The following is a 13,392-nucleotide window of genomic DNA, read 5'->3' as shown; positions in this document are numbered from 1 at the left end:
TTGCTCCTCTTGCATTTCGTAAAGGGACTGATCTCGAATTGCACACTTCAACAAAATAAAAATACCTTCGAACCCAACATTCGAAGGTATTTCATCATTTAATTATACGATTAAACGCTAGCAGTCTCTTCTGTGTTACGAATCATATAGTCAAAGGCACCTAGAGCTGCAGTTGCCCCTGAACCCATTGAGATAATGATTTGGTTGTATGCACTATCAGTACAATCCCCTGCAGCAAATACACCTGGAATTGTTGTGCCACCACGTTTGTCAACGATGATTTCACCCATACGATTTCGCTCAAGTGTTCCTTCTAACCAATCTGTATTTGGTACAAGACCGATTTGTACAAAGACACCCGCTAATTCCACATGGTGTTCTTCATTCGTTTCACGATCTACATAAGTAATTCCGTTTACTTTGTCCTTACCTGTAATTTCTTTTGTTTGCGCATTCGTATGAACCGCTACGTTTGGTAAGCTGTATAAACGTTTTTGTAATACTTCATCTGCTTTTAGTTCAGAGTTAAATTCAAGAACTGTGACATGGTTTACAATCCCTGCAAGGTCAATTGCCGCTTCAATTCCGGAGTTTCCTCCACCGATTACCGCTACGTCTTTTCCTGCGAATAACGGGCCATCACAGTGAGGGCAGTAAGCAACACCTTTGTTTTTAAACTCTTGTTCACCAGGAACATTAATATTACGCCAACGAGCACCCGTTGAAATGATCACAGATTTACTTTTAAGAACTGCACCATTTTCTAATTCAACTTCGATTAGGTCTCTCTTTTCTAAACGTTTTGCACGTTGTAGATTCATGACATCAATGTTGTATTGTTTTACATGCTCTTCAAGGGCTTGTGCTAATTTTGGTCCTTCTGTTTCTTTTACACTAATAAAGTTTTCAATTGACAGTGTATCTAAAATTTGACCACCAAAACGTTCTGCAACAATACCTGTACGAATTCCTTTACGCGCTGCATAAATCGCTGCACTTGAACCCGCTGGACCGCCACCGATGACAAGCACATCATATGGATCTTTTGCAGATAATTCATCAACATTCGTACCTGCACCTAATTTCGCTAGGATTTCTTCAATTGTCATACGACCATTTCCGAATGATTCACCATTTAGGTATACAGCAGGCACAGCTAAAATGTCTTTGCTTTCTACTTCTTCTTTAAAAGATGCGCCGTCAATCATTGTGTGTGAAATGTTAGGGTTTAACACACTCAAGATGTTAAGTGCTTGAACAACATCCGGACAGTTATGACAAGTTAAGCTAACATATGTTTCAAAGCGATATTCACCAGAAATATCTTTAATTTGATCAATAATCGATTGGTCAACTTTTGGTGCACGACCACTTACTTGAAGTAATGCAAGAACTAGAGATGTAAATTCATGACCTAAAGGAAGACCTGCAAAGACAACTCCTGATTCCTCTCCAACTTTGTTTACACTGAAGCTTGGTGTACGTTCTAAATGTACATGTTCAACTGAAATGCGTGGTGACATATTTTGAATTTCTGTTACAAGCTCGATCATATCTTGAGATACTTTATCTTCACCAGCACTTACTTTTAATACAAGATCAGATTCAAGCATTGTTAAGTATTGTTTTAATTGTTCTTTAATTTGATTATCTAATAACATATCTCGTATTACTGCAACATGCATGACATTATCAGGCTAAAGAAAACTGTATCAACAGTGTACTCTAAACCTTCAAAGCCATTAACTCTTATACACGCGCAGATTATTCACCTCTCCTTTTGTTTATTGTAAAGACAAAGAGTACTTGCCTTATGAAAAATATGGCGACAAAAAATCAATCACTATAGATTGTTTTCTTGTCGCCGTCATACAAAATTAAAAATGTTAAGTTTCTAAAACTTAGATTTTACCTACTAAGTCTAAGCTTGGTTTTAAAGTTTCAGCGCCTTCTTTCCATTTCGCTGGGCAAACTTCACCTGGATTGTTACGTACATATTGAGCTGCTTTGATTTTGTTTACTAATGTAGAAGCGTCGCGACCGATACCATCTGCATTGATTTCATAAGCTTGTACAATACCGTCTGGGTCGATGATGAATGTACCGCGTTCTGCTAAACCAGCTTCTTCGTTTAATACGTCGAATGCTCTAGAGATTGTGTGAGATGGGTCACCAATCATGATATACTCGATTTTTCCGATTGTATCAGAAGTATCGTGCCATGCTTTATGTGTGAAGTGAGTGTCAGTAGATACTGAGTAAACTTCTACACCTAATTCTTTTAATGTAGCGTATTCGTTTTGTAAGTCTTCTAATTCAGTTGGGCAAACGAAAGTGAAGTCTGCTGGGTAGAAACAAACAACATTCCATTGTCCTTTGAAGTTTTCTGAAGATACGTCGATGAACTCACCTTTGTGGAAAGCTTTCGCCTCAAATGGTTGAATTTCTTTACCGATTAATGCCATGATAATTCCTCCTAATATTATTCTTTAAATAGCATTATAACTATTTTATAATTATTTCAATTCAACAATTATTATCATATATTTTCTATACTACGTCAACCGGATAGCCTACTTACACCAAAATATAAAATATTTAGAATAGTTAAAAAACTATCTACTGATAAAATATAGGCTAATTGATAATTATATAGAGAAAATATGAAGTCCTAATATACATACGAATAAGTTAGAAAAGCATAGTCAAAATTGCGTTTCACACCAAAACAAAGCATGTGATAAATTCACAAATTTTACTCATGATAAGAGAAAATTTTTCAACAAAATCATCTTAATAAAATGATGTTTCAAAATAAAAACTTACATATGAAGAAGTAGTTACATTTTCAAAATTAGATTGCCTGGGAATGTCAAAATAGAAAAAAGCACAACCCATTATCATTTGAGTTAGTACTTTTCTCAATTTTTTATCCAATTATTTCAATTGCTTACTAATCGCAAATGTAGGCAGCTGACCCCACACCTCTACTTTTGCACCACTGGATCTGGATAATCAAAGCCCTTCGTATCCACTTCCACCTTTTGCATTTTCTGTTCTTCTAAAGGCTTGTCTGCACCATTTCGCTCTACAGCAACAATGGCATCTACTGTTTCTATTCCTTCAATAACTTTCCCAAAGGCAGCATACTCTCCGTCAAGATGCGGTGCCGCTTCGACCATAATAAAAAATTGGGATCCCGCTGAATTTGGATCACTTGACCGCGCCATTGATATCACACCACGTTCATGTTTTAAATTATTTTCAAAACCATTTGACGAAAACTCACCTTCTATTGAATAGCCAGGGTCCCCTGTTCCATTCCCCAAAGGATCTCCCCCTTGAATCATAAAATCAGGGATGACTCGATGAAATATAAGTCCATCATAAAAACCATCTTCCACTAAGGAAATAAAATTTGCTACCGTATTAGGCGCTGTAGCAGGCTCTAATTCAATAACGATTTTTTCTTCATTACTCATCGTAATCGTCACAATTGGGTTTTCCTTCACTTCTGATGAATAGTCCACGATTTCATTCGATTCCTTTGCCGTATTGCCATCTGATTGGCCATTTTCTGATGATGTTCCGCAACCAGTCAAAACGAAAACTACTGCCATTAGACTAAAAACACAAGAAAATACTTTATTATATGAGACCATCATTTCAACTCCCTATAAAATCCATTTCCCTATTATAAAACGATAAGATATATCACGACAAATTTATTAAGTTGTTATTTACGATTCGCAGACAAAAGTAGGAGTAATTGTCGGTTCTCGAGTTTTTTCGCACCATTTATTCTGAATTACTACTTCATCCTGTCACCAAATAGATTAATAAACTTCCGATGACTACCCACCATTTGTTCTGGAAGTTCATCACAATGAAAATAGCGCACATCTACTGTTTCACTTTCTTCCAATAGGAGTGAGCCCTCTACTTCCTTCGTGAAAAAAACAGCCGTCACACTATAAAATTCATCGCCATTCGGAGCTTTTGTATAATACTCTTTTCCCGAAAACACATGAAGCAACTGTAAGTTTAGAGGGGTTAGCCCAATTTCTTCGGTTACTTCTCGTGTTGCTACCTCTTCGAAACTTTCACCAATATTCATTAATCCGCCTGGCAATCCCCATCTTCCTTCTGGCCGTTTCTGCAGAAGCACCTCGTTCTCCCCTCTTCCAATGATCACAACAGAACCTGGTAAAATTAAAGGTTTTGTCCCCACATATTGCCGCAAATATTGAAAATACTCCATTTGTTCTGTCATAAGCCACTCTCCTTTTCATCCATTCTACCTTATGTACTAAATACTTTGACTAAAAACAGTCAGGTATGTTCTTGAATTTCCTAGCGAACTCGGCGTGGCTCCTAGATTGGAGATTCATTTCACGCAATTGAGTTTTAAGCTTCGTGAATTTGATGCAGATTGTTTCCTACTCGTTATTTGAACGGGTTGGTCTTCATCAGCTTTATGAAGACACTTTTGCTCCTTGCCTGACTGGGTTTTGGTCTTCATCGGCTTTATGAAGGCCTTTTGCTCCTGATATGATTGGGTTTTGGTCTTCATCGGCTTTATAAAGACCTTTTTGCTCCTGATCTGATTGGGTTTTGGTCTTCATTGGCTTTATGAAGACCTTTTTGCTCCTGATCTAACTGGGATTCGGTCTTCATCAGCTTTATGAAGAAACTTTTGCTCCTGATCTGATTGAGTTTTTGTCTTCATCGACTTTATGAAGACACTTTTGCAACTGACTTGACTGGGATTCGGTCTTCATCAGCTTTATGAAGACACTTTTGTTCCTGATCTGATTGAGTTTTTGTCTTCATCGACTTTATGAAGAAACTTTTGCAACTGACTTGACTGGGATTCGGTCTTCATCAGCTTTATGAAGACACTTTTGTTCCTGATCTGATTGAGTTTTTGTCTTCATCATCTTTATGAAGACCTTTTTGCTTCTGACCTAACTGGGATTCGGTCTTCATCAGCTTTATGAAGTTCATTTCTCTCCCACTCCAACTGATTTTTGAACTTCATCATCCCGATGAAGTTCATTTCACACCCTCCTCAACCAAATTTTGAACTTCATACCCCCGATGAAGTTCATTCCACCCTCACCCCAACCAATTTTTGAACTTCATCTCCCTAATGAAGTTCATTTCACACCCACCTCAACTGATTTTTGAACTTCATCATCCCGATGAAGTTCATTCCACCCTCACCCCAACCAATTTTTGAACTTCATCACCCTAATGAAGTTCATTTCACACCCTCCTCAACCAAATTTTGAACTTCATACCCCTGATGAAGTTCATTCCACCCCTACTCCAACTAATTTTTGAACTTCATCACCCCGATGAAATTCATTCCACCCCTACTCCAACCAATTTTTGAACTTCATCACCCCGATGAAGTTCATTTCACACCCACCTCAACCAATTTCGAACTTCATCACCCAAACGAATTTCACCACATCCCCACTCCAATCAAATTTCAAACTCCCTCCCCCATATCCCCTTTCCTTTCCAACCAAATTTCGAACTTTTTCTCCAACAACCACCAACAACTCTGTAAACCAATTTCATAAATACTTTATCTCTATATAATTATTTTTACTTTTACTTCCAATCAGAAATTCTATACTAAAACAGGAATGTAAATAGACGTTTTAGTAGTCTAGTTGAGAGCGGAAAACTGTTAATATTTGTAATAGAAACCCATTGAAATAACAACAATAAGAAACTGTCTCTCCCCTTAACCAGCTACAATCTTTTACAAAACTCATTTGTTATACAACAGAAGATTTATACATACAAGTAACATAATTACGGATAAGCGAGAATTAGTAGAATTTAATATTTCGAGAGAAAGCGCTTGCAAAAAAATAAAAAAAGGAGCATGATAGATTCATAGCGAGAGATGTCGAATTTGTGACAAAGCTATAACATTACTTATATATTTCCTAGGAGGCACTAAATTATGATTTATGCAAATCCAAATACAGAAGGTTCATTAGTACAATTTAAAGAACAATATGAAAACTTTATTGGTGGCGAATGGGTTGCTCCAGTTAAAGGTCAATATTTAGATGTCATTTCTCCAGTAACAGGTAAAGTATTTACAACTGTTCCTCGCTCTTCAGCAGAAGATGTTGAATTAGCACTTGATGCAGCACATGCGGCTAAAGATGCATGGGGTAAAACAACAGTTGCTTATCGTTCACAAATTTTAAACAAAATCGCAGATCGCATCGAAGATAACCTAGAATTGATTGCTGTTGCTGAAACTTGGGACAACGGTAAAGCAGTTCGTGAAACATTAAATGCAGATATTCCTCTAGTAGTCGACCACTTCCGTTACTTTGCAGGCGTAATTCGCGCACAAGAAGGCGGCATTAGTGAAATCGATGGGGATACAGTAGCTTATCACTTCAACGAGCCACTAGGTGTAGTTGGACAAATTATTCCTTGGAACTTCCCATTACTTATGGCTGCATGGAAAATCGCTCCAGCATTAGCTGCAGGTAACTGTATCGTATTAAAACCAGCTGAGCAAACTCCTGCGTCGATCGCTGTATTAATGGAATTAATCCAAGACATCTTACCAAAAGGTGTTCTAAACATTGTTCAAGGTACTGGTTTAGAAGTAGGTAAACCACTTGCTACGAACCCACGTATTGCGAAAATTGCGTTCACTGGTTCAACTGCAGTAGGTCGCTCAATTATGCAATATGCAACAGAAAACATTATTCCTGTAACATTAGAACTCGGTGGTAAATCACCTAACATCTTCTTCCCAGACGTAATGGATGCAGATGATGAGTATTTAGATAAAGCAATTGAAGGCTTCGTATTATTCGCACTTAACTCAGGTGAAATTTGTACATGTCCTTCACGTGCATTAGTACATGAATCAATTTACGATAAATTCATGGAAAAAGTATTAGCACGCGTAGAAGCTATTAAAATCGGTAACCCACTAGACACTGAAACAATGATGGGTGCTCAAGCTTCTAAACAACAATTAGATAAAATTCTTTCTTATATCGAAATCGGTAAAGAAGAAGGCGCTGAATGCTTAATCGGTGGTTACCAAAACAAATTAGAAGGTGACCAAGCTGAAGGTTACTATGTAGCACCAACTGTGTTCAAAGGAACTAACAACATGCGTATCTTCCAAGAAGAAATATTTGGTCCAGTACTTGCTGTGACAACATTCAAAGACTTCGACGAAGCAATCGAAATTGCCAACGATACATTATACGGCTTAGGTGCTGGTGTATGGTCTCGTAATGGCGAAATTGCTTACCGCGCAGGTCGTGCAATCCAAGCTGGTCGTGTTTGGACAAACACTTACCACCAATACCCTGCACATGCTGCATTCGGTGGTTACAAACAATCAGGTATCGGTCGTGAAAACCACTTAATGATGCTTAACCACTACCAACAAACAAAATGTATTTTAGTTGGTTACAATAAAGGGTCAATGGGCTTCTTCTAAGATGAAAAAAGTCATTGCGACAGAAGCAGCTACAAAACTGATTCAACAGTTGCAAGCGCAGCACGGAGAACTCATTTTCGTTCATTCTGAAGGCTGTTGTGATGGAACGTCACCGATCTGTATGACAAAAGGTGACTTCTATCTTGGCAGCCGGGATGAACAAATTGGTGACGTTGTAGGTGTGCCCTATTACATGCACACATCAAACTTTGCTTACTGGCAGCATCTACAAATTGTCATTGATGTAACGGATGGTATGGGAAATTCCTTTTCGCTCGAAAGTACGGAAAACAAGTCCTTCATCATCCGTGCCAACCAACTAAATCATCATTAAAATTATGAAAGACACCCTTCGCTCCATGGACCGTGAAGGGTGTCTTTTTTTACTATGCGTTATTTAATTGATCTCGTTCGTCCACACGATCATAAGTATTCATTTCCCCATAAGGAGACCATTTTTCAATAAGCTGCTCTAATTCATCTACAACCTTATTAATTGAAGAATGATCGAATACTTTCAACTCACGATACCCAATATTGGAATATTGATAAAGGAAAATAAAGTCAGCTGTTTGCCAACATTCAATTCTCATAATACCGGAATCATTTGAGAAGTTAATTTGAATCCCTTTTTGTAATTCTTTATTTGGCGTTTGTTGTAATACAATTTCTGCTTCTGCCTCTTTCAATACTTTGCCATCGAAACACGTAAGAACCTTTTCTTTCGATTCGAATTCATATACTTTTTGTAACAGCTCCAAGTTATTCTGTGAACTTGCAATGAAAATTGGCATTTTTTGTTGTTCCCCAACTTCATGGAAATGAATGTATTCTGCTTCGTCCCATTTCATTTGGAATCCACTTAATGTGAGCATCTTCGTCCACAAAGCCACGGCTCCCATAAAGGCAAGTTTTTCACATGTAATTAATTCACTTGATGAATTCTTCTTCAAAATGGAACTTAACGACATTAAAGTAGCATTTCTTTCGTTCGTGAAGTCCATCTCTAACATTTCACCTGTTGACCAATATCTTGGTAATTCTTTTAAATTCATCACCTCTTGTAACGAATCTAACGAAACAATCAGGTCAAATGAGTTCTCATCAAAATGATTGGATAGCTCATTTAATTGAATTTGTTTAAATGAAACATTGGATAATGCTAATTGTGAAGATAACTCGTTCGCACATTCAATTGCTGTTGAACGGCCATCTACTCCAACGACCTCAGCTTCAGGATAGAGGACTGCTAAGAAACTCGTGACGATTCCATTATCACAACCTACATTAAGTATTTTCTTTGGCGCAGGCCCTTTGCGGTTTGCGAACCAATCAAAATACTTTTTGTACAAATCAGCCGATATATTACTCATATCTAAACTTAAACTTAACGATGAATTTTTCAATTCAAATACCGCTTCGTCCGATACTTTTCCTTCTGCTTGATCTTTCAGTGTTTGCTCTAATTGCTGAACAACTTCTTTTGCATGTTTTCGCTTTAGGTGATCCCAAAATTGTCGGTTATTTTTAAAGGCTTTTAACCCTAATTTATTCATGTAGTTGATGACTAGTTGTTCTTCTGCTGTTTTTTTTATTGCCATTTATTTTACCCTCTCATTAATGCGTATATTACTCTATTATATCCGTAAAGAAACATGTTTTCATGTGTTGAATAAATGTTTCACCTAAGTCTGTAAACGTTGCTGAGCCTCTTTTATGGATGGCTGTTTTAAATCCTTCTGCATCTGCCCCAGCAATCGTAAGGTAGTTACAAATATCTGTACAAACCCCAACAACATGAACTTTTTCTACGTTGTGTGACTTCAAATTTTCAGCGAGACCTGTGTTAAAGAATGCATTGTAGTTTGTTTTAGGTTGCATTAAGACATTAGGATTCGTTTCATGCTCTTTATACCAATCAAATAAATCACCATAAAGCTCTTGCCCTTTTGTCCCAGCGATATTATGAGCTGGCCATAATTCAAAGTGTTCATCATTTTCTTGGTGTGCGTCCATTGCCACAACGACCACTTGATCATTCGCAAGAAATTCATTTGCTTTTTCTATTATATATGGAACAATTTCTTGTGCCGGTTTGCCTGCTGTTAAACTACCTTCGTCTGCCACAAAATCATTACTCATATCCACAATAATCAACGCTTCTTTCCCCATGACTCCATTCTCCTCACTTTTTAGGTGTATAATATCGCGAGGTCAAATCCCCTCTTTAGTACACCTTAACATTTATTTCAATGAAAGATAATAAGTTAGCATTGTTTCATTCAAATGTTTTGCCCCTTTTAACAATCAATCTCGCTTATAATAGATAGACATCTTTTCATATTAGCAAGGAGAATCATTATGTACCAAAATAAAGACAATACGGAAGTCATCCAACTTCCATCCGAACCATTTAAACATCCATTTTATAACAAGCAAATCGTCTTTACAGGAGGTCTTTCCACGATGACACGCTCGGAAGCTGCGAAAAAAGTACGTGCTTGTGGAGGAAGTATACAAGGAGCTGTTACAAAGGAGACAGATTTCGTTATTCTTGGCGATAAAAGACGTGGAATCAGTACGAAACAGTTAAAAGCAGAACAATTGATTAGCCTCGGCCTCGACATTCAAATGATTGTAGAAGAAGACTTTATTTGGATCCTTTCTCTTAGTAAGAGATAAATCAAAAGAATCTTGGTCCTTAAAACATAAAGAAACCTAACCAGCTCGTGATTAGGTTCCATTTACTCTTAAATAATGAAGACTACCGCCGAAAGGCATTTCCTTTTTCAATTTGATTCAAAGCAACATCAAGAATATGATCAACGAATCGTTCTTTCTTACGCCACCTTGTTGTTTTTTTAGCAGGGTCCATCCCAAATTCAGAAATAATATCCTTTAGCTCAATCACTTCAAGTGTTTCTAATCGATGCTGTAGCGCTTCTTTTCCTTGATCAATGAGGATGGTTTCTGGATTGAATTTTGCCGGCTTTCGTTTTCTTCTATTACTAGATTTATCCGTTGATTTTCCCTTTGTTTCAACCACTTCTTCTATTCCTGCATGTTTAGACACTGGAAGTTCCGCGTTTTCCTGTTGCAAAGATAGTTCTTGCCCATCTTCTTGATCGAACAGGATCGGTTCATTCAACTTTTCAGGTTTTTCTTCTATAAAAATCCCAGCAAGCTTTTCCGCAAATGAAGGATTTGTTTTCATCTCATCCAGGATAATTTCAAATATCTCAGCCATTTTTTGTTCCAAATTCATCTTATACAAACCTCTCTTGGATTTCTTTTGCTAAACGATAAAAGGCATTATATTGATCGCCATAGCCCCACTTTCGGCGATACGTTGAGTAGGAAACCGTATAGTCAGCCGCATTTGCCATTTGATTATTTTCTTTAAAAACTGCGTTAAACAAAGGGGCATCCACTTCTCTTTTTAACCGTGCAAGAGTATTGCGATGCAGATTCGAATTGTCTCGATACTTAGCAATTACAATACCAAGTACTTTTATTTCCTTTCCGATATCATTTGAAAACGCATTGACCCGCTGAATAATTTGTGGAATCCCATAAGTAGATAGAACGTCTGGAATGGTTGGGATGATATAACCGTCTGCAATTCGGAGGCCATTTAGCGTAATGATGCCCATGTTTGGTGGACAGTCAATTAATATGTAGTCATAGTTGTCCATAATAGGCCTAATTGCTTTCTTTAAGATTTCTACTGGATTATTCGCGTAAAATTGACCAGCTGGCATCTTCGCCAAATCATCTTGTATGTTGATGAGATCGATACTAGAGGGGATTAAATCTAAATTTTCTACGACAGTAATATTCGATACATTACGTTGAAGGGATTTCTCCAAATTAAACCTACTATTTTCTGGCTCTAGTGCATCTTTAAACAAACGTGCTAATGTGTACTCTTCATCATTAAGCTCTTTCCACTTGTGTTCACCAATTAACATCGTCGTTGCATTCGTTTGTGGGTCCAAGTCCACAAGCAACACTTTCTTCCCAAACTCAGACGTTAACATCTCTGCTAACCCTACCGTCGTCGTCGTTTTTCCCACTCCGCCTTTTAAGTTAATTGTGGAAATCACAATGGCCAAAGGGATGATTTGCTCCTCTCATGTTTGATCAAGCAACTTTCTTCTCCATAATATATTTTTTTCAGGAACAAATATGTATAATTTTCCAATTAAATGTAAGCATTTAGAACCTCACCCTGTTAGACCAATATCCTAGAATTTCATTGGGCAAGCACACAAATTTAATTTGAGAATACGATGAATTACACTGTCTTTTTGTATGGCCTGCTTCTTACTTGGCAGTGAAAGGTAGACACCCTTTTAGCTGAAACTAGTGTACGTTTAAATGAAGGTAACGCCTATTTGTATCACTGCATCCTGCTTATAGTGGGATGCCTTTTTACATTAAAAAGGGATTAAAGAAGTTCCCCCTCTTTAATCCCCTCTATTCAATGATTTGGATTTGCCTAATACCAGATGATTCGAGAAGTACTTGATTTTTCTGGATTAGTAAATCGAATTAGTTGATTTGGCCTTTTGGCGGAATAATTTGCAGTAGCTGCTGGCGAATCTATGTCAATCTCAGAAGCCACTTCTTCTTTGATGTTTTGCTCAAGATGATTGAACTCTGTTTGAAGTTTGTACCCACCATAACCATTTCCTTTTAGGGCCTTGTTGTTCACTTCTTCCATTGACATTTCCATCCTCCTCATTGAACAGTTTATAAGATAGAAGAACTATCTATCTCCCTAATAGTTTGTGCAATTTTTGGATTTTATTTATAGTGACCGGAATTAAATCCCTTATTTTGTAGTTGCTAATTTATAAAAATCAGAAAAAGATAATCGACCTATGACTTCATATCCATTTCCCGGTCCTTTTGGTTTTACAATGACTGTCCCCATATATGGGATACTACCTAATCCAACACCTTTTGGAAAACTATGCGCAACGATTACTCTATTTGTACCGTTTGGTGGCTCTACCTCTAAAAAGGATTGAAGGTTGTTTAAAATCCTACTTTTTTCAGGGTCTGATAGATTTCCATTAAGGTTTTGAATTTCCATCAAGAAAGGGTCCACTTGAATGTTCTGTGATCCAAAAGCGAGTGCTCCAGTTTCGATCGTTCTACAATATGGACTCGTCAAAACGGGGAAACTAATTGGAATCTGTAAGGCTCGAAAAATCCTTCCATAATAAATGGCTTGATTTCTACCTATTTCTGAGAGGTTTCTTTGAGTGGCACAATCATAAAAATTAACTGTTGGTTGATCTATCCCAACATTCGCTTGCCCATGTCTTGCATAGAGGATATATCCCCCACTTCTTAACATTTCCAGTAATGAAACCACAATAAATTTTTCACCCCTTTAAATATTGCTAGATTATGCGATTTTCAAGGAATCGTTACTTTAGGGGGATAAGAAAAGAGCTGCCCACTTTGATGGTGGAACTCTTTTGAATATAAATGATGGCTGTAAAGGAACTTTGTCATTCTTCTAAGGCATAAGATTATTAGCGAAGAATTGTCTTATTTAGTGAAGGGTTAAAAGGCTGAGATTGGAGAAGACTTTTCCGTTAACTGGACTGGAAATATGAAAAAACCATTCATTTGGTTAAGATAAGGGAAGTCTTTTCCTTTATCTTCAAGTAAATTTGACCAGTTTTAACTTAACGGAAATTTCCTCCATTAATGCACATCGGAGAAGGTTAAAAGGCTGGGATAAGGGGACATTCAAAAATTCGGATAAGATAAGGGAAAAGTGTTCCTTTATTTCAGGTAAAATATCGGCATTTTTAAATATAAGGGAATTTTCTTCCGTTAATACACCGTGAGAAGGCTTATACGGCAGA

At 37.3% G+C, this 13,392-nt stretch carries 15 protein-coding genes; 3 read left to right on the top strand and 12 right to left on the bottom strand.

From position 1 onward, the window contains the following. Window positions 1-110: 110 nt before the first annotated feature. The 5 genes from ahpF to JOD29_RS19045 form a co-directional block, all read right to left on the bottom strand. Window positions 111-1,661: an alkyl hydroperoxide reductase subunit F gene (gene ahpF, locus JOD29_RS19065; RefSeq protein ID WP_124766938.1), complete on the bottom strand. Its 1,551-nt coding sequence runs from the start codon at window positions 1,659-1,661 to the stop codon at window positions 111-113. A 240-nt stretch (window positions 1,662-1,901) separates the two neighbouring features. Next, window positions 1,902-2,465: an alkyl hydroperoxide reductase subunit C gene (gene ahpC / locus JOD29_RS19060; RefSeq protein ID WP_124766922.1), complete on the bottom strand. Its 564-nt coding sequence runs from the start codon at window positions 2,463-2,465 to the stop codon at window positions 1,902-1,904. 522 nt (window positions 2,466-2,987) lie between these two features. Further along, complete coding sequence (locus tag JOD29_RS19055) at window positions 2,988-3,662, bottom strand: peptidylprolyl isomerase (protein WP_124766921.1); 675 nt, start codon at window positions 3,660-3,662, stop codon at window positions 2,988-2,990. Between the two features lie 149 nt (window positions 3,663-3,811). Next, on the bottom strand, window positions 3,812-4,261 hold the full coding sequence (locus tag JOD29_RS19050) for an NUDIX hydrolase (RefSeq protein ID WP_124766937.1): 450 nt from the start codon (window positions 4,259-4,261) through the stop codon (window positions 3,812-3,814). A gap of 214 nt (window positions 4,262-4,475) precedes the next feature. Next, complete coding sequence (locus JOD29_RS19045) at window positions 4,476-4,625, bottom strand: hypothetical protein (RefSeq protein ID WP_158610614.1); 150 nt, start codon at window positions 4,623-4,625, stop codon at window positions 4,476-4,478. Between the two features lie 1,358 nt (window positions 4,626-5,983). Here JOD29_RS19045 and exaC point away from each other — a divergent pair. Together exaC and JOD29_RS19035 are read left to right on the top strand one after the other, a co-directional pair. After that, window positions 5,984-7,504, top strand: a complete 1,521-nt coding sequence (gene exaC / locus JOD29_RS19040) for an acetaldehyde dehydrogenase ExaC (RefSeq protein WP_124766920.1) — start codon at window positions 5,984-5,986, stop codon at window positions 7,502-7,504. Continuing rightward, window positions 7,470-7,838 carry a DUF779 domain-containing protein gene (locus tag JOD29_RS19035; RefSeq protein ID WP_239585816.1) on the top strand — a complete coding sequence of 123 codons (369 nt, stop codon included), beginning with the start codon at window positions 7,470-7,472 and terminating at the stop codon, window positions 7,836-7,838. The genes exaC and JOD29_RS19035 overlap by 35 nt, the downstream gene beginning before the upstream one ends. A 52-nt stretch (window positions 7,839-7,890) precedes the next feature. On the opposite strand, the gene JOD29_RS19030 is transcribed toward JOD29_RS19035, so the two are convergent. Next, entirely contained in the window at window positions 7,891-9,105 is a 1,215-nt protein-coding gene (locus tag JOD29_RS19030) for a class I SAM-dependent methyltransferase (protein WP_124766919.1), read from the bottom strand. 28 nt (window positions 9,106-9,133) lie between these two features. Then, window positions 9,134-9,676, bottom strand: a complete 543-nt coding sequence (locus JOD29_RS19025; RefSeq protein ID WP_124766918.1) for a cysteine hydrolase family protein — start codon at window positions 9,674-9,676, stop codon at window positions 9,134-9,136. Window positions 9,677-9,865: 189 nt separating this feature from the next. Here JOD29_RS19025 and JOD29_RS19020 point away from each other — a divergent pair, with 189 nt between their 5' ends. Further along, window positions 9,866-10,186 carry a BRCT domain-containing protein gene (locus tag JOD29_RS19020; RefSeq protein WP_124766917.1) on the top strand — a complete coding sequence of 107 codons (321 nt, stop codon included), beginning with the start codon at window positions 9,866-9,868 and terminating at the stop codon, window positions 10,184-10,186. Window positions 10,187-10,268: 82 nt separating this feature from the next. On the opposite strand, the gene JOD29_RS19015 is transcribed toward JOD29_RS19020, so the two are convergent. The 5 genes from JOD29_RS19015 to JOD29_RS18995 all read right to left on the bottom strand — a co-directional run. Further along, window positions 10,269-10,769 (bottom strand): hypothetical protein, encoded by a 501-nt coding sequence (locus JOD29_RS19015; RefSeq protein WP_124766916.1) that lies wholly within the window; start codon window positions 10,767-10,769, stop codon window positions 10,269-10,271. A gap of 1 nt (window position 10,770) precedes the next feature. Further along, window positions 10,771-11,610: a ParA family protein gene (locus JOD29_RS19010; RefSeq protein WP_240033644.1), complete on the bottom strand. Its 840-nt coding sequence runs from the start codon at window positions 11,608-11,610 to the stop codon at window positions 10,771-10,773. A gap of 395 nt (window positions 11,611-12,005) precedes the next feature. Then, entirely contained in the window at window positions 12,006-12,242 is a 237-nt protein-coding gene (locus JOD29_RS19005) for a hypothetical protein (RefSeq protein WP_124766914.1), read from the bottom strand. 99 nt (window positions 12,243-12,341) lie between these two features. Continuing rightward, entirely contained in the window at window positions 12,342-12,890 is a 549-nt protein-coding gene (locus tag JOD29_RS19000; protein ID WP_338088338.1) for a histidine phosphatase family protein, read from the bottom strand. Between the two features lie 294 nt (window positions 12,891-13,184). Beyond that, window positions 13,185-13,392: hypothetical protein (locus JOD29_RS18995; protein ID WP_205101738.1), on the bottom strand; the 208-nt coding region annotated here is incomplete at its 5' end.

The sequence above is a fragment of the Lysinibacillus composti genome, from assembly GCF_016908465.1.
Lineage (GTDB): Bacteria > Bacillota > Bacilli > Bacillales_A > Planococcaceae > Ureibacillus > Ureibacillus composti_A.
Note: the sequence above shows the minus strand (reverse complement) of the source record. Positions and strands in the feature narration are given on the sequence as shown.